The sequence below is a fragment of the Streptomyces sp. RerS4 genome (genome assembly GCF_023515955.1).
Taxonomy (GTDB): domain Bacteria; phylum Actinomycetota; class Actinomycetes; order Streptomycetales; family Streptomycetaceae; genus Streptomyces.
Genome location: NZ_CP097322.1, coordinates 5,069,463 through 5,085,733, shown reverse-complemented (window position 1 = coordinate 5,085,733; position 16,271 = coordinate 5,069,463). Strand labels below are relative to the sequence as shown.

At 71.7% G+C, this 16,271-nt stretch carries 12 protein-coding genes and 1 pseudogene; 3 read left to right on the top strand and 10 right to left on the bottom strand.

Going from position 1 to position 16,271, the window contains the following annotated elements:
- Window positions 1-16: 16 nt before the first annotated feature.
- The 6 genes from M4D82_RS23655 to ureA all read right to left on the bottom strand — a co-directional run bounded on the left by M4D82_RS23655 (window position 17) and on the right by ureA (window position 7,535).
- Window positions 17-1,360 carry a hypothetical protein gene (locus M4D82_RS23655; protein ID WP_249767960.1) on the bottom strand — a complete coding sequence of 448 codons (1,344 nt, stop codon included), beginning with the start codon at window positions 1,358-1,360 and terminating at the stop codon, window positions 17-19.
- Window positions 1,361-1,442: 82 nt separating this feature from the next.
- Window positions 1,443-3,065: a citramalate synthase gene (gene cimA, locus M4D82_RS23650; RefSeq protein ID WP_249767959.1), complete on the bottom strand. Its 1,623-nt coding sequence runs from the start codon at window positions 3,063-3,065 to the stop codon at window positions 1,443-1,445.
- 281 nt (window positions 3,066-3,346) lie between these two features.
- Window positions 3,347-3,988, bottom strand: coding sequence for a TetR/AcrR family transcriptional regulator (locus M4D82_RS23645; RefSeq protein WP_249767958.1), 642 nt, complete (start codon window positions 3,986-3,988; stop codon window positions 3,347-3,349).
- Window positions 3,989-4,022: 34 nt separating this feature from the next.
- Complete coding sequence (locus M4D82_RS23640) at window positions 4,023-5,069, bottom strand: agmatine deiminase family protein (RefSeq protein ID WP_249767957.1); 1,047 nt, start codon at window positions 5,067-5,069, stop codon at window positions 4,023-4,025.
- Between the two features lie 19 nt (window positions 5,070-5,088).
- On the bottom strand, window positions 5,089-6,822 hold the full coding sequence (locus M4D82_RS23635) for an urease subunit alpha (protein WP_249767956.1): 1,734 nt from the start codon (window positions 6,820-6,822) through the stop codon (window positions 5,089-5,091).
- The gene (gene ureA / locus M4D82_RS23630) at window positions 6,819-7,535 is read right to left on the bottom strand and encodes an urease subunit gamma (protein WP_249767955.1); all 717 of its coding nucleotides are present in this window, start codon (window positions 7,533-7,535) and stop codon (window positions 6,819-6,821) included. Before ureA ends, M4D82_RS23635 begins: the two co-directional genes overlap by 4 nt.
- A 157-nt stretch (window positions 7,536-7,692) precedes the next feature.
- Between ureA and M4D82_RS23625 the strand changes: the two genes are divergently transcribed.
- Window positions 7,693-9,120 (top strand): cytosine permease, encoded by a 1,428-nt coding sequence (locus M4D82_RS23625; protein ID WP_249767954.1) that lies wholly within the window; start codon window positions 7,693-7,695, stop codon window positions 9,118-9,120.
- 66 nt (window positions 9,121-9,186) lie between these two features.
- Here M4D82_RS23625 and M4D82_RS23620 read toward each other — a convergent pair whose 3' ends face one another.
- The 4 genes and pseudogenes from M4D82_RS23620 to M4D82_RS23610 all read right to left on the bottom strand — a co-directional run bounded on the left by M4D82_RS23620 (window position 9,187) and on the right by M4D82_RS23610 (window position 12,991).
- Window positions 9,187-10,287, bottom strand: a complete 1,101-nt coding sequence (locus M4D82_RS23620; protein ID WP_249767953.1) for a branched-chain amino acid aminotransferase — start codon at window positions 10,285-10,287, stop codon at window positions 9,187-9,189.
- 230 nt (window positions 10,288-10,517) lie between these two features.
- Window positions 10,518-11,558, bottom strand: coding sequence for a 3-isopropylmalate dehydrogenase (locus M4D82_RS23615; protein WP_249767952.1), 1,041 nt, complete (start codon window positions 11,556-11,558; stop codon window positions 10,518-10,520).
- Window positions 11,559-11,705: 147 nt separating this feature from the next.
- Window positions 11,706-11,837: a hypothetical protein gene (locus M4D82_RS34105; RefSeq protein WP_283844500.1), complete on the bottom strand. Its 132-nt coding sequence runs from the start codon at window positions 11,835-11,837 to the stop codon at window positions 11,706-11,708.
- Between the two features lie 270 nt (window positions 11,838-12,107).
- Window positions 12,108-12,991 (bottom strand): annotated as a pseudogene (locus M4D82_RS23610) (LysR family transcriptional regulator).
- Between the two features lie 100 nt (window positions 12,992-13,091).
- Between M4D82_RS23610 and M4D82_RS23605 the strand changes: the two are divergent.
- On the top strand, window positions 13,092-14,105 hold the full coding sequence (locus M4D82_RS23605) for an NADP-dependent oxidoreductase (RefSeq protein WP_249767951.1): 1,014 nt from the start codon (window positions 13,092-13,094) through the stop codon (window positions 14,103-14,105).
- 119 nt (window positions 14,106-14,224) lie between these two features.
- Window positions 14,225-16,252, top strand: coding sequence for a phosphocholine-specific phospholipase C (locus tag M4D82_RS23600; protein WP_249767950.1), 2,028 nt, complete (start codon window positions 14,225-14,227; stop codon window positions 16,250-16,252).
- Window positions 16,253-16,271 lie beyond the last annotated feature (19 nt).

Sequence of the window (16,271 nt, the reverse complement as noted above, 5' to 3'; positions counted from 1 at the left end):
GGAGATCCGGGGGCGGTCACCAGCCGCCCCCGCCGAAGTCGCCTCCACCGCCGAAGCCCCCGCCGCCGAAGTCGGACGGGTCGAAGTCGGCCCCGGAGAAGTCGCCCCCTTCGAAACCTCCCCCGTCCATCGCCCCACCACCGAAGTCGGAGGCGTAGGCCGGGGTGGACATCATCGAGCCGAGCATCGTGCCCACCAGCAGGCCGGGCAGGATGCCGCCGCCGAAGTAGCCGCCGGCCCAGGGACCGTACGCCGGGCCGGCGTCGTAGTAGGGGCGCCGACCGTGCTCGGTCTCGACGGTACGGACCTCCGGGTCCAGGCCGTCCCGCAGTCGTACCGCGTCCGCCGCGCAGACCGGGACCGTACGCGCCGCTCCCGCGGGCGGGGCCCACGTCGCGTCCTCGACGCTGGGCCCGTGGCGCGGGTCGAAGAAGCAGGGCGAACGGCGCTCCGGCAGCGGCCGGCCCTCGCGGCGCGCGTCGAGCCGGGCCAGCGCGAAGCGGCCGTCCTCCAGCGCCCGGGTCACGCCCTGCACCTCGTGCGGGTACTGGACCGAGGCCATGATCCGCTTGGCCTTCTCGTACGAGTCGAGGCCCTGCGCGTAGTCCTCGCGCATCGCGTCGTCCGCGCCGGGCTCACCGGGATGGAAGTCGAGGCGCTCCAGCTCCTCGCCGAAGGCCGTGATGTCCTCGTCCACGACGACGCTCAGCCGGGCGATCGCCTCGCGGCGGACCTCTTCCTTCTTCTTGCGGTTGCGGCGCACCAGCGCGTACGCGCCCCCACCGCCGACCAGCGCCACCGCGCCGAGGCCGATCAGGGCGCCGGCGTCGAAGCCCTCGTCGGACGCGGCGCCGCCCCAGGAGGCGGGCGCCGAGCCCTTGGCCTGGCTCAGGGCCTGCTCGACGAAGTTGTCGAGCTGGGTGGCGGCGTCGGGCGACCCCACCTTCACCGCCTCGGCGAGGTTGCGGACGGCGTTGCTCGGCATGACGGCCCGGTCGGCCCCGGCGTCGAAGCCGTCACCGAGCCGGATCGCGTAGAGCCCGGTGATGCCGGTCTCGGCGCGGACGGCGCCGAGCACCTTGTCGGCGGGGAACTCGCCGGTGGCGGGCAGCACGGCGACGAACACCGGCTTCCCGGCGTCCTTGATCCGGTCCGCCAACGCGTCGGCCCGGTCCGCCGACAGTTGGTCCCGCGCTCCGGGATCGACGTAGACGGGCCCCTTCTTCAAAGCCTCACCGACGGCGGCGACTCCGGTGTCGGCCGCCGCCTGCGGGGCGACGGCGAGCACGGTCGCCGACAGGGCCAGCAGCAGGCCGGCCGACAGCGATCGGAAGCGTGCGGAAACGAGCCTGGTCCTCATGTCTACGACGCTACCCGAACCGCCATTTTCCCGTGCAAGACGGACATAAGGGCGCCAGACAAAAGGACGCTGACGCTTCCGGCTACTCCGCCGGTTCGATGCCCGCGCGCAGGAGTCCGAAGGTGAAGGCGTCCTCCAGGGCCTGCCAGGAGGCCGCGATGACGTTCGGGGCCACGCCCACCGTGTTCCACTCGTGCGTGCCGTCCGTCGTGGAGATCAGTACGCGGGTCGTGGACTCGGTGCCGTGCGTGCCCTCCAGGATGCGGACCTTGTAGTCCACCAGCTCGAACTTGGCCAGCTGGGGGTAGAAGCGTTCGAGCCCCACCCGCAGCGCGCGGTCGAGGGCGTTGACCGGGCCGTTGCCCTCCGCCGTGGCGACGATCCGCTCGCCCTTCGCCCACAGCTTGACGGTGGCCTCGTTGGCGTGGGTGCCGTCGGGGCGGTCCTCGACGATCGCCCGCCAGGATTCCGTACGGAAGTACCTGCGCGCCCGGCCCTCGACCTCGGCGCGCAGCAGCAGCTCGAAGGAGGCATCGGCGGCCTCGTACGTGTATCCGGCCAGCTCGCGTTCCTTGACCCGCTCGACGACCCGGGCGATGAGCGCGCGGTCCCCGCCGAGGTCGACGCCGAGTTCCTTGCCCTTGAGCTCGATGGAGGCGCGGCCGGCCATGTCGGAGACGAGCATGCGCATGGTGTTGCCGACGCGCTCGGGGTCGATGTGCTGGTAGAGGTCCGGGTCGACCTTGATGGCCGAGGCGTGCAGGCCCGCCTTGTGCGCGAAGGCGGAGACGCCGACGTAGGGCTGGTGGGTGGAGGGGGTGAGGTTGACGACCTCGGCGATGGCGTGCGAGATGCGGGTCATCTCGGCGAGGGCGCCCTCGGGGAGCACCGTGCGGCCGTACTTGATCTCCAGCGCGGCGACGACCGGGAAGAGGTTGGCGTTGCCGACGCGCTCGCCGTAGCCGTTCGCGGTGCACTGGACGTGGGTTGCGCCCGCGTCGACGGCGGCCAGGGTGTTGGCGACGGCGCAGCCGGTGTCGTCCTGGGCGTGGATGCCCAGGCGGGCGCCGGTGTCCGCGAGGACGGTGGCGACGGTGGCGTTGATCTGGGCGGGGAGCATGCCGCCGTTGGTGTCGCAGAGGATGACGACGTCGGCGCCGGCCTCGTGCGCGGCGCGGACGACGGACTTGGCGTACTCGGCGTTGGCGCGGTAGCCGTCGAAGAAGTGCTCGCAGTCGACGAAGACGCGCCGGCCCCGCGCGACCAGATGGGAGACGGTGTCCCTCACCATCTCCAGGTTCTCTTCGAGGGTGGTGCGCAGCGCGAGCTCGACGTGGCGGTCGTGGGACTTGGCGACGAGCGTGATGACCGGGGCGCCGGACTCCAGCAGGGCGCGCACCTGGGGGTCCTCGGCGGCGGATCCGCCGGCCCGGCGGGTGGCTCCGAAGGCGACGAGCTGGGCGTTCTTGAAGTCGATCTCGGCGCGGGCGCGGGCGAAGAACTCGGTGTCGCGGGGGTTGGCGCCGGGCCAGCCGCCCTCGATGAAGCCGACTCCGAAGTCGTCCAGGTACCGCGCGATCGTCAGCTTGTCCGCGACCGTGAGGTTGATGCCCTCACGCTGGGCGCCGTCGCGCAGGGTGGTGTCGAAGACATGGAAGCTGTCGTCGAGTGCCGCTGTCGGCGCAGTCGCCTCTGTCGTCGTCATGCTGATCTGACTCCTGTCGGATGAGTGGTTCCGGAGACCGGGGATCCACTGCCCCCATCATCGCGCGCCACGGGCCCCGGCAGGATTCGGGCCGGGAAACGAAAAAACCTCTCGCGGGTGCGAGAGGTCTGCGCGCGGGTCTGGGGCACGGTGGCCGCTTCCGCGAAGGTTTTCCACGGGTGAGCGGTCACTGAAGGACCGGCGCGCTGCTGTCCGTAATCATGAGCTGAGCAGGCACGCCCGCAGTCTTTCACACCGGCTCGCGCCGATGGACGCGAATCTCAGTATTCGGTCACGCCGCCGCTGCCCAGGGCCACGAGGGTGTCCGTCAGGAACTCGCGTACGTGTTCCAGGATGTCCTCGCGCCCTATCCCGGGCAGGCCGACGGCCACCTGGATGCTGAACCCGTCGAGCAGGGCCCGCAGCCGGGCCGCGAAGCGGTCGGGGTCCACGGGGCGGAACTCGCCGCGCGAGATCCCCTCGGCGAGCAGGGCGACGAGGTCGCGGTGCCAGGCGCCCTCGATGGCCGCCTGGCGCTCGCGCTCCTGGGGTCCCGCGTTCTGCGAGCGGTTCCAGACCTCCAGCCACAGGGTCCAGTGCGGGTCCCGGGGGCCGTCGGGCACGTAGAGGTCGACGTACGCCTGGACGCGTTCGCGGGCGGGGCCGCGCCGGGCCAGCAGGGCGCGCCGCTCGGCGCCGAGCGCGGCCTCGCTCCACTCCAGGGTGCGCAGCAGGAGCTCGTCCTTGCTGCCGAAGTAGTAGAGGAGGTGGCCGCTGCTCATGCCGACCTCGCGACCGAGTCCGGCCATGGTCAGGCCGTCCAGACCCCGTTCGGCGATCATGGCCATGGCGGCGACGAGGACGTCCTCGCGCGGGGGCGCGTTCTTGCGCGCCGCCCGTACCGGTACTCCGCCCGCCGCCATGGTCACTCCTTCACGAGGTCCGCCGGGTCCGCGTTCAGACCTTCGGCTGCTGCTGGGTGATGCAGTGGATGCCGCCACCCCCGGCGAAAATCGTACGTGCGTCAACGAGTGTCACGGTCCGCTCGGGGAACAGGCCCCGGAAGATCTCGGCGGCCTCCTCGTCGCGCGGGTCGTCGAAGGCGCACAGCACCACACCGCCGTTGCACAGGTAGTGGTTGATGTACGAGTAGTCGACCCACTCGCCGTCCTCCTCCAGGACGGTCGGCGCGGGGATCTCCACGACCTCCAGCCGCCGGCCCCGCGCGTCGGTGGAGGCGCGCAGGAGGGCGGCGATGGTCTTGCAGCGCTCGTGGTCCGGGTGGGCCGGGTCGGGCTGGGTGTGGACCATGACCACGCCGGGACGGGCGAAGGCGGCGACGATGTCGACGTGGCCCTGCGTGCCGTAGGTGCCGTAGTCGCCGGCCAGGCCGTACGGGAGCCAGATCGCCTTGGTGGTGCCGAGGTGGGCGTGGATCTCGGCCTCGACCTGCCGGCGGGTCCAGTCGGGGTTGCGGCCCTCGCCGAGCTGCACGGTGTCGGTGAGCAGGACGGTGCCCTCGCCGTCCACGTGGATGGCGCCGCCCTCGTTGACGAGGGGGGTGCTGTACGTGCGGGTGCCGACGAGGTCGGAGACGTGGCGGGCGATCTTCGAGTCGTGGTCCCAGCGGGCCCACTCCTGGGCGCCCCAGCCGTTGAAGGTCCAGTCGACGGCGGCCAGCTCACCGGCGTCGTTCGTGACGAAGGTGGGGCCGATGTCGCGCATCCAGGCGTCGTCGAGGTCGCGCTCGACCAGGTCGACGGGGTGCGAGTCGCCGGCGCCGACCACGGCGCGGGCGTTGTCGGCGTCGCCGGGCGAGACGACCAGGGTGACCGGCTCGTACGCGCTGACGGCGCGGGCGACCGAGCCCCAGGCCCGACGGGCCTCGGCGAGCTCCTCGTCGTTGGTGAAGGTCGGGTTGGGGCTGGGCCAGGCCATCCAGGTGCGCTCGTGCGGAGCCCACTCGGGGGGCATGCGGAATCCGGCGTCGACGGGCTTGTTCATAGCTGGTGTCCTTGCTGGTCTACAGGAAGTACAGGCGGTTGAGGGAGACCGAATCGGCGGCTTCGGAGCGCAGCGGTTCCCCGTCGAGGGAGACGAGTCCGCTGCGCGCGTCGACATCGACCGCGCCCACCCGGGAGTTGAGGAGCATGTCCTTGGGGCCGATGCCGCGGGTGCCGCGTACGGCGACCCGGCGGCGGCGGGTCGGCATGGCGTCGCCGCTCAGGGCCGCGGCGGCGGCCGAGACGAAGGCCACGGAGATGTCGGCGGCCGTGGCGCCGTAGGCGCCGAACTGCGGGCCGAGGACGAGGGGTTCGCAGGTGTCGGTGGCGGCGTTGGGGTCGCCGGTGACTCCGTAGGCGGGGAAGCCGGACTTGAGGACGAGCTGCGGCTTGGCGCCGAAGAAGGCGGGGCGCCACAGGACGATGTCGGCGAGTTTGCCGACCTCGATGGATCCGATCTCGTGCGCCAGGCCGTGGGCGATGGCCGGGTTGATGGTGAGCTTGGCCATGTAGCGCAGCACGCGGGCGTTGTCGTCGCCCTCGCCGTCGCCGTCCAGCGGACCCAGCTCGCCCTTCATCTTCGCGGCCATCGCGAAGGTACGCCGGATCGTTTCGCCCGCGCGGCCCATGCCCTGGGCGTCGGAGGAGGTGATGCCGATGGCCCCGAGGTCGTGCAGGACGTCCTCGGCGCCCATGGTGCCGGCGCGGATGCGGTCGCGGGCCATGGCGGCGTCGCCGGGAAGGTCCGGCTTGAGGTCGTGGACGGAGACGATCATGCCGTAGTGCTCGGCGACCGCGTCCCGGCCGAAGGGCAGCGTCGGGTTGGTGGAGGAGCCGATGACGTTCGGCACGCCCGCCATCTTCAGCACGTTGGGGACGTGTCCGCCGCCACAGCCCTCGATGTGGAAGGCGTGGATGGTGCGGCCTTCCAGCACGCGCAGGGTGTCCTCCACCGACAGGCACTCGTTGAGGCCGTCGCTGTGCAGGGCGACCTGCACGTCGTGCTCCTCGGCCACCCGCAGCGCCGTGTCCAGGGCGCGCGTGTGCGCGCCCATGTCCTCGTGCACCTTGAACCCGGACGCACCGCCCTCGGCCAGCGCCTCCACCAGCGGGGCGGCGTCGGAGGAGGAACCACGGGCCAGGAAGCCGATGTTGACCGGCCAGGCGTCGAAGGCGTTGAAGGCGTGCTTCAGCGCCCACGGGGAGTTGACCCCGACGCCCCAGACGGGGCCGAATTCCTGGCCGATGACGGTGGTGACACCGGCGGCGAGCGAGGCCTCCATGATCCGCGGCGAGAGGAGGTGGACGTGCGTGTCCACCGCTCCGGCGGTGGCGATCAGGCCTTCGCCGGAGACGATCGAGGTGCCGGTGCCGACGACCACGTCGACCCCGTCGAGGGTGTCCGGGTTGCCGGCGCGGCCGATCGCGTGGATGCGGCCCTCGCGGATGCCGATCGACACCTTGCGGATGCCGAGCACGGCGTCGATGACCAGCACGTTGCTGATGACCACGTCACAGGTCTCGCGGACGGCGGCGGCCTTCAGGTGCAGGCCGTCGCGGGCCGTCTTGCCGAAGCCGGCCAGGAACTCGTCGCCCGGCTTCTGGGCGTCGTGCTCGACGCGGACGGTCAGCCCGGAGTCGCCGAGCCGCACCCGGTCGCCGGCGCGGGGGCCGAAGACGGACGCGTACTCGTGCGGGTCGATGTGGCGGCTGCCGGGGGCGCAGTGGTCGCTGTGGGGGGTCTGACGGCTCACGCCTGTTCTCCATCCGCGGTGTCGGTGGCGCCGGCGGCGCCGAGGTAGCCGCAGGCGGCGGCACGGGCCAGGGCCTGTTCCTTGGCGCCGGGGGCGTCCAGCTCCCCGTCGACCAGTCCCGCGAAGCCGACGGCGACGCGCGCCCCGCCGATCGGGACCAGACCGACCTCGCCCTCGCCGTGCGGGTCGAAGCGCACGGAGGAGCCGGCCGGTACGCACAGCCGCATGCCGTAGGCGGCGGCGCGGTCGAAGTCGAGCCGGGGGTTCGCCTCGAAGAAGTGGAAGTGCGAGGTGACGCTCACCGGCACGGGCGCCGTGTTGCGTACCCGCAGGTGGAGCTGCGGTTCGGGCTGCGGGGCGCCAGGGCCCGGCACGACGGCTCCCGGGGCCTCGTCGCCGAGGAAGGCGGCGCCTTGGACGGGCGCGGAGACCACCGCGAGGCGGGATCCGTCGTCGAACACGGCCTCGACGTGGACCTCGGTGACCACGTCGGCCACGCCGGGCAGCACGTCCTCGGGGCCGAGGACGGAACGGGCCTCCTCGATGGCCTCGGCCAGTCGCTTGCCGTCGCGCGCGGCCTCGCAGACCGTGTCCGCGATCAGCGCGGTGGCCTCGGGGACGTTCAGCTTCAGGCCACGGGCCCGTCGGGCTCGGGCCAGTTCCGCCGCGCTGCGCAGCAGCAGCCGGTCACGCTCCGTAGGGGTCAGCCGCACGCCGATCCACCACCTTTTGAGTCGATGGGTTAGAGCATCACTCTAACTCTTCATCTCGCCTCAAGGAATCATTGACCGGACCGCAGGGATTAGGTCACATTGAATGTCGCTCAAAGACAAGCGCCACCACCCCCCGCCCTGCCAAGGGAGTCCCCCCATGCCCATCGAACAGCGCGGAGTCGACACCATCCCGGAGGAGGAGCGGACCAGCGGTCCCCGTGACCTGATTTCGATCCTCCTGGGCTCCAACCTCTGCCTCGGTGTGATCGTCTTCGGCTGGCTGCCCCCGTCCTTCGGACTGGGCCTGTGGCCCTCGGTCACCGCCATCGTGACCGGCACCCTCGTCGGCATCGCCTTCACCGCGCCGCTCGCGCTGGTATCCCTGCGCACCGCGACGAACCTCTCCACCTCCAGCGGCGCCCAGTTCGGCGTCCGCGGCAGGCTGGTCGGCTCGGTCGTCGGCCTGCTGCTGTCCCTCGGCTACACGGCGCTGACCCTGTGGATCGGCGGCGACGTGATGGTCGGGACCCTGTCCCGACTGACCGGCCTGCCGAACACCGGCGTCTCCCGGGCCGTGATGTACGGCGCGCTGGCGGCCTGTACCGTCGTCGCGGCCGTCTTCGGCTACCGACTGCTGCTGCGCATGAGCAAGATCCTGTCCATCGGCATGGTGATCCTGCTGGCCGTCGGCGTCTTCGCCTACGCCCCGGACTTCACCACCGCCGCCCCGCCGGAGACCGCGTACCTGCTCGGCTCCTTCTGGCCGACGTGGCTGCTCGCCGCCGTCGCCGCCGGGCTCAGCGGACCCGTCGCCTTCATCACCCTGCTCGGCGACTACACCCGCTACGTCTCCCCGCGCCGGCACGGCTCCCGCAAGGTCTTCTGGGCCACCTGCCTCGGCCTGCTCATCGGCCTGCTGATCCCGCAGCTGTTCGGTACGTACACCGCGCTGGCCGCCAAGGCGGGCCTCGACTACGCCGGGCCGCTCGTCGACGCCGCGCCGTTCTGGTACCTCGTACCGCTGCTCGTCGCCGCGGCCGCCGGCTCGGTGGGCAACGCCGGGCTGATGCTCTACTCCATGGGCCTCGACCTCGACGCGATCGTCCCCAAGGCCACCCGCACCACGGCCACCCTGGCCGCGGCCGGCGTCGCCACCGTCTTCGTGTTCGTCGGCTCCTTCGAGTGGGACGTGCAGTCGGCGATGACCTCCTTCGTGCTGCTCCTGACCGCGATCGGCACCCCGTGGGCCGTGATCACCCTGATCGGCTACGTCCGCTGCCGGGGCGTTTACGACCCCGACGCCCTCCAGGTGTTCAACCGTCGGGCCCGCGGCGGGGTCTACTGGTACCGCGGCGGTTGGAACCTCCGCGCCACCGCCTCCTGGGTGGCGGGCGCGGCGGTGGGACTGGCCGCCGTGTCGACCCCGGTCTACGAGGGCCCGCTGCTGGCCCTCACCGGCGGGGTGGACTGCAGCTTCATCCTGTCGGGGCTGGTCGGCGGCGTGGTGTACACCGCCCTGACGATCCGGCCCGAGGCGGCGCCCGTCACCGACCCGATGGGCTCGGTGGCGGTGGCGGCCGACTAGTCTCCGCTCGCGAACACACCGAAGGCCCCCACTCGTCGAGTGGGGGCCTTCGGGTGCGTACGGGGATCAGCCGAGCGGGTGCATCCAGCCGTGGGTGTCGGCGCTGTGGCCGGTCTGGAGGTCGAGCAGCGCCTTGCGGAGCTTCATGGTGACCTCGCCGGGCTCGCCGTCGCCCTGGATCCAGTTGGCGCGCTCGGACTTGACGGAGCCGACGGGGGTGATGACGGCGGCGGTGCCGCAGGCGAACACCTCGGTCAGGGTGCCGTTCTCGTTGTCGCGCTTCCAGTCCTCGGTGCTGATGCGGCCCTCCTCGGCGGTGTAGCCGAGGTCGCGGGCGATGGTGAGGAGGGAGTCACGGGTGATGCCGGGCAGGAGCGAGCCGGTGAGCTCCGGGGTGACGATGCGCCGCTTCCCGTCCTCCTCGGCGTACACGAAGTACAGGTTCATGCCGCCCATCTCCTCGATCCAGCGGTGCTCCACGGCGTCCAGCCAGACGACCTGGTCGCAGCCGTGTGAGGCCGCCTGCGCCTGGGCGACGAGGGAGGCCGCGTAGTTGCCGCCGGTCTTGGCCGCGCCGGTGCCGCCCTTGACCGCGCGGACGTACTCCTCGGAGAGCCAGACGGAGACGGGCTTGACGCCACCGGGGAAGTACGCGCCGGCGGGCGAGGCGATCACCATGAAGAGGAACTCGTTGGCCGGGCGGACACCGAGGCCGACCTCGGAGGCGAACATGAACGGACGCAGGTACAGCGAGGCTTCACCGGAGTCCGGCACCCAGGCGCGGTCCTGCTTGATGAGCGCGTCGCACGCCTCGATGAACAGCTCGGTCGGCAGCTCCGGCATCGCCATGCGGCGGGCGGAGGCCTGGAAGCGCTCGGCGTTCGCGAGCGGGCGGAAGGTGGCGACGGTGCCGTCGGGCTGCCTGTACGCCTTGAGCCCCTCGAAGATGGTCTGCGCGTAGTGCAGGGTCATGTTCGCCGGGTCGATCGACAGCGGGGCGTACGGGACGAGCTCGGCGTCGTGCCAGCCGCGTCCCTCGGTCCACTTGATGGTCACCATGTGATCGGTGAAGTGGCGGCCGAAACCGGGGCTGGCCAGGATCGCGTCGCGCTCCGCGTCGGACAGGGGGTTCGAGGAGGGCTTCAGCTCGATCGTGGGCGTCGTCATGAGTGCTTGTCCTTCACCGGTTGGGTAGGGCGGACCGCGCTCACTGCGTATCGGACGTCCGGGCTTCTCCGTATTCCGCGGCCTCGCGTTCGATTATCGCGCGCGGCCGCGCCTTCGGTGAAGCGGGGTGAGAGCGGTCCAGGGGAGATGGTGGCACCCGGGGCCGCACAGGTGAAGCCGCCAGGTCCCTTTGTGACCTGGCGGCTTCCTGATGAGGTGGCGCTGCCGGGTCAGCCGGCTACTCGCGCGGCGAGGGCGTCGCCGATCGCGTCGGTGGAGCGGAAGGTGCCGTCGCGCTCCGCCAGGTCGGCGGAGACCGCGTCCTCGATGCGGGCGGCCTGCGCCTCGTAGCCGAGGTGGCGCAGCAGGAGGGCCACGGACAGGATCGTCGCGGTCGGGTCGGCCTTGCCCGTGCCGGCGATGTCGGGGGCCGAGCCGTGGACGGGCTCGAACATCGACGGGAAGGCGCCGGTCGGGTTGATGTTCCCGGAGGCGGCGAGGCCGATTCCGCCGGTCACGGCGGCGGCCAGGTCGGTGAGGATGTCACCGAAGAGGTTGTCCGTGACGATGACGTCAAAGCGCTCGGGCTGGGTGACGAAGAAGATCGTCGCGGCGTCGACGTGCAGGTAGTCGGTGGTGACCTCGGGGTACTCCCGGCCGACCCGGTCGAAGGTGTTCTTCCACAGGTGGCCGGCGTAGACGAGGACGTTGTTCTTGTGGACCAGCGTCAGCTTCTTGCGCGGGCGGGCGTTGGCCCGCTCGTACGCGTCCCGGACGACGCGCTCGACGCCGTACGCGGTGTTGACGCTGACCTCGGTGGCCACCTCGGCCGGCGTGCCGGTGCGCAGGCTGCCGCCGTTGCCGGTGTACGGGCCTTCGGTGCCCTCGCGGACCACGACGAAGTCGATCTCCGGACGACCGGCCAGCGGGGTGGCGGTGTTGGGGAAGAGCTTCGAGGGGCGCAGGTTGATGAAGTGGTCGAAGGCGAAGCGGAGTTTCAGCAGCAGACCGCGCTCCAGCACGCCGGACGGGACCGACGGGTCGCCGATGGCGCCGAGGAGGATCGCGTCGTGGTGCTTGAGCGCTTCCAGATCGGCGTCCGGGAGGGTCTCACCGGTGCGGTGCCACCGCCGGGCGCCGAGGTCGTACTCCTTGGTCTCCAGCTTCACATCCTGGGGCAGGACCGCGGTAAGGACCTTGAGGCCCTGAGCCACGACTTCCTGGCCGATGCCATCACCGGGGATCACTGCGAGATTGAGGCTGGTCGACATGACGGAACCGTACTCCGTGTCCCAGCCCTCAGACATATCGCGTCCACCATATGGACGTGCGTGCGGCGCGCGCGGTGGACGCGACGTGTCGGGGCGGCGGGTGGGACCGGCGGGTGGGCAGCGGGTCGGACCGGTCGACGGGCCGGGTCAGTGGCCGGTCGAGCCACCGTTGTCGCGGCGGTCCAGGGCGCGCTGGAGGGCGGCGGCGGCGTTCTTGCGGTCCTGGTCGGCCGGGGAGGCGTGGCGGACGCGGCGGGTCGCGGCGGAGGTGGGGGTCATGGTGATCGACTCCTTGAGATCACGGCGTGGCGGGGCCACGGATGAGGGGTTCCTTCAAGGCGCCGGAAGAGGCGGGGAGCTGCGGCCGCAGGGGTTGCCTGCCGGTGGGCGCGCGCTCTCGACCGCCATTCGCCGGATCGGCGAGACGTTCGGCTTCTACAAAGCTAGGGCAGGTCGGGCTGTATGTCTCCGCAATTACTCGGACTTCCTAGTATCTGAGACGCGAAACCGCCCGGAAGGATGCTCCGGCGGCTCCGGTTTCGGCCCTGGTCAGCCCTTCTCGGCCCTGAGTTCCCTGATCAGCGCCCTGACGGCGAAGGTGGAGGCCAGTTCCGGTGTGGTGACGTAGCCCACCCGGCGCGCCGGCCCGTCCGGGCCCAGGCCGGCGATCTCCACGGCGTCCGTGGCCTCGCGCAGCGACAGCTCCGGCATGATCGCCATGCCCAGGCCCCGGCCGACCATGGTCAGCACCATCGCGTCGTCCTCCGCCTTGACCGTCGCCCGGGGGATCCAGTCCTGGGACCGCCACCACGCGCGGGTGTAGGAGCCGCAGTTCTCGTCCCAGTCCAGGAGCGGCAACCCCTTCGGGTCCGGGTGTCCGGCCGGGTGCACCAGTGAGTACGCCTCCACCGTCAGCTCCCCGGCCAGCAGGCCGGGCGGTACGCCGTCGGCGGCGCCCAGGGTGGCGATGCCCAGGTCGGCCCGGCCGGCCGCCACCTCCCCCGCCGTTCCGGCGCCGATCTCGCGCACCACGCGCACCTCCGGGCGGATCCCGGGGTGGCGGGCGGTCAGCCGGTCCAGGGCGGGGGGCAGCAGGTGCAGGGCAGCGCTACGGAAGGCGGCGATCCGCAGCGCGCCCGTCGGCTCCTCCCGGCCGGGGGCGGCCCGGCGGCGGCGCGCGCCTCCGCGCCCAGGACCTCGTAGAGCCGCAGGATGCGCCGCCCGAGGGCCACGGCCCGCTCCCCCGCCGGGGTCGGCGAGGCGCCGCCGCGCCCGCGTTCGAAGAGCACCGCGCCCACCTTGGCCTCGCTGCCGCGCACGGAGTGCGAGACGGCCGACTGGCTGACACCGAGGGCGGCGGCCGCGGCGGAGAACCCGCCCGTCTCGGCGACGGCGACCAGGACCCTCAGTTCCTGGGGGGCGAGCTCGGTCACAGCGTTCCCACCTCGATGTATGAGCCGCGCTCATGGTCGGACGGCTTCCATGAACGCAACCCCCTGCCCGGCCGCGCCATTCCTTCCTACGGTCCTGTCCATGACCACGCACACCGCTCACGCCGTCCACCTGATCGCCCGTCCGACCGGCTTCCCCACCCCCGGCGAGTTCGCCTACGTCTCCTCCCCCGTCCCCGAACCCGCCCCCGGCGAGGCCCTCGTGGAGAACCTGCTGCTCTCCGTGGACCCCTACCACCGGGGCCTGATGGACGGCGGCGAGGACGGCTTGGACCTGCACACCCCGCTGGAGGGCCGCTCCGTGGGCCGCGTACTCGCCTCGCGCGACCCGGGGCTGAACGAAGGCGACCTGGTCTTCCACCGCGCCGGCTGGCGTACGCACGCCCTGGTCAGCCTCGGCGTCGACGGCACGCGACGCCTGCGCGTACACGAGGGCGTCCCCCTGGAGGCGTACCTGTCCATCCTGGGCGGGACCGGCCTGACCGCGTACGCCGCCCTCACCCGCACCGCCGCCCTGCGCGAGGGCGAGGACCTCTTCGTCTCCGCCGCGGCGGGCGGCGTCGGCACGGCGACCGGACACATCGCCCGGCTGCTCGGCGCCCGCCGGATCATCGGCAGCGCCGGCTCGGCGGCGAAGGTGCGCCACCTCACCGGCACGCTCGGCTTCGACGCCGCCTTCGACTACCACGACGGGCCGGTGGGCGAGCAGTTGGCGCAGACGGCCCCCGACGGGATCGACGTCTACGTGGACAACGTGGGCGGCGACCACCTGGAGGGCGCGATCGACTCCCTGCGCGATTTCGGGCGGATCGCCTGGGTCGGCGCGATCTCGATGTACAACGGCGACCGCTCCCCGGCGGCGCCGCGCAACCTCTTCGAGGTGGTCCACAAGTCGCTGCGCCTGGAAGGCGTATTGGTTCGAAACCACACCAATCTCCAGGACGAGTTGGAGGACTTCCTGGTCCCGCACCTGCGCAGCGGCGCGGTGGGCACCGACACCACCGTTGTCCAGGGATTCGACCGGACGGTGGAGGCTTTCCTCGGGATGCTCCGCGGGGAGAATCTGGGCAAGATGTTGGTCCGCCTCGCCGACTGATGCCGGCCAACCGGATGTTCACCGATTCCTTGCCGCACGGCTGTAGACCTTTGCGGCGGCTGCCGCCACTCTGTGCGTCGATGTGCCGACGGGGCACTTGAGTGGGAGGCGAGCAGCCAGTGACACCCATCAGCCGCAGGGGTTTCGTGGGAATCGGCGCCGGGCTCGTGGCGGGGGCGACCCTGCCCCCGATCACGCCGGCGTCGGCGGCCGCGGCCGCCGCGACCGGCACCATCACCGACGTGAAGCACGTGGTGATCCTGATGCAGGAGAACCGCGGCTTCGACCACTACTTCGGCAGGCTGAAGGGCGTCCGGGGCTTCGGCGACCGCGCGGCCGGCAACCTCCCGGGCGGCTGGGGCATGTTCAACCAGCCCCACTGGGGCGGCCGCCAGTACCCGTGGAAGCTCTCCGCCACCCCGGCGGCCGGCGGGGCCGACGGCGAGACCCTGGCCCAGTGCACCGGCGACCTGCCGCACAGCTGGACCTCGCAGCACGCCGCCTGGAACAAGGGCCGGATGGACAACTGGGTCGCGGGCGTCGGCAAGACCCACACCCTCGGCTACCTGGACCGCAAGGACATACCGTTCCATTACGGGCTCGCCGACCACTACACGATCTGCGACGCCTACTTCTGTTCGGCGCTGAGCGCCACCGGCCCCAACCGCACCTTCCTGTGGAGCGGCAAGGTCGACGCGGGCAGCAAGGACGGCGGCGAGGAGTCCGGGCTGACCTGGGAGACGTACGCCGAGGCCCTCCAGCGGGCCGGCCTGAGCTGGAAGGTCTACCAGAACGCCCAGGACAACTACGGGGACAACGGCCTGGCCTACTTCAAGAAGTTCACCGACGCCAGGCCCGGCGACCCGCTGCACGACCGGGGCATGGCCTCCGTCCCGCGCGTCACCGGCTCCACCCCGGACGACATCGCGGCCGCGATCCGCGCGGACGTCGTCGCCGGCACCCTCCCCCAGGTCTCCTGGGTCGTGGCGAACGAGGCCTTCTCCGAGCACCCCTACGCCCCGCCCGGCGACGGCGCGCACTTCGTCGACCTGGTCTACCGGGCGCTCGCCGCGAACCCCGAGGTCTTCGACTCCACCGTCCTCTTCCTCAACTACGACGAGAACGACGGCTTCTTCGACCACGTTCCCCCGCCGGTCGCCCCGCCCGGCACCCCCGGCGAGTACATCGACGGCGTCCCGATCGGCCTCGGCTTCCGCGTCCCGATGCTCGTGATGTCCCCGTGGACCCGGGGCGGCTGGGTCAGCTCCGAGGTCTTCGACCACACGTCGGTGCTGCGCTTCATGGAGACCTGGACGGCGGCCCTGGGCACCCCGGCCACGTGCCCGAACATCAGCGCGTGGCGCCGCAGGGTCGTCGGCGACCTGACCGGCGTCTTCGACTTCGCGCACCCCGTCTACGGGGTCCCCGCCGGCCTCCCGTCGACGGCGAAGGTCATCGGGCAGTCGACCTGCGGTCCCCTCCCGAACCCGGTGCCCCAGGACAACGCCCAGCCGACGCAGGAGCCCGGGACGCGCCCGGCGCGGGCGTTGCCGTACCAGGTGAACGGCAACCTGGACCGCTTCGAGTTCGGGGCCGCCGGCAAGATCCTGGCCTGGTTCTCGATGACCAATCAGGGATCCCCGGCGACGCGGGCGGCGCACTTCTCGATCCACCCGCACCAGCACCGGGACACGGCCGCCTGGCAGTACACGGTGGACCCGAACTCGACCGCGACGGACTACTTCAACATCGGGCTCGGCAGCGGCTCCGGCAAGTACGACCTCTCGATGCACGGGCCCAACCGCTTCCTGCGCCGCTTCATCGGCGACGCGACCAAGCCCGGGAAGTCCCTGGAGGTCGCGGCCCGCTTCGCGGTGGAGTCGGGCACCGGCAAGACGGCCCTCTGGTTCAAGATGACCAACGCCTCCGGCTCCCCGGTCACCTTCACCGTCCGCTCGAACGCCTACCGCTCGGACGGCCCGTGGACGTACACCGTCCCGGCGAACTCCTCGCGCGAGGACCACTTCAACGCGGTGGCCTACAACGACGGCTGGTACGACTTCACGATCCTCGCCGACAGCGACGGCACCTGGTCGCGCCGCTACACGGGCCACATCGAGACGGGCGCCCCGAGCGTCACGGGCTGAGTCGTGGGGTGTTGTAGGA

Coding starts and splice junctions, on each gene's coding strand:
- M4D82_RS23620 (WP_249767953.1), bottom strand. CDS start 10,287: ATGACGACGCCCACGATCGAGCTGAAGCCCTCCTCGAACCCCCTGTCC.
- M4D82_RS23645 (WP_249767958.1), bottom strand. CDS start 3,988: ATGGCGGCGGGCGGAGTACCGGTACGGGCGGCGCGCAAGAACGCGCCC.
- M4D82_RS34105 (WP_283844500.1), bottom strand. CDS start 11,837: ATGACCCCCACCTCCGCCGCGACCCGCCGCGTCCGCCACGCCTCCCCG.
- M4D82_RS23625 (WP_249767954.1), top strand. CDS start 7,693: ATGCCCATCGAACAGCGCGGAGTCGACACCATCCCGGAGGAGGAGCGG.
- M4D82_RS23655 (WP_249767960.1), bottom strand. CDS start 1,360: ATGAGGACCAGGCTCGTTTCCGCACGCTTCCGATCGCTGTCGGCCGGC.
- cimA (WP_249767959.1), bottom strand. CDS start 3,065: ATGACGACGACAGAGGCGACTGCGCCGACAGCGGCACTCGACGACAGC.
- M4D82_RS23605 (WP_249767951.1), top strand. CDS start 13,092: ATGACCACGCACACCGCTCACGCCGTCCACCTGATCGCCCGTCCGACC.
- M4D82_RS23615 (WP_249767952.1), bottom strand. CDS start 11,558: ATGTCGACCAGCCTCAATCTCGCAGTGATCCCCGGTGATGGCATCGGC.
- M4D82_RS23640 (WP_249767957.1), bottom strand. CDS start 5,069: ATGAACAAGCCCGTCGACGCCGGATTCCGCATGCCCCCCGAGTGGGCT.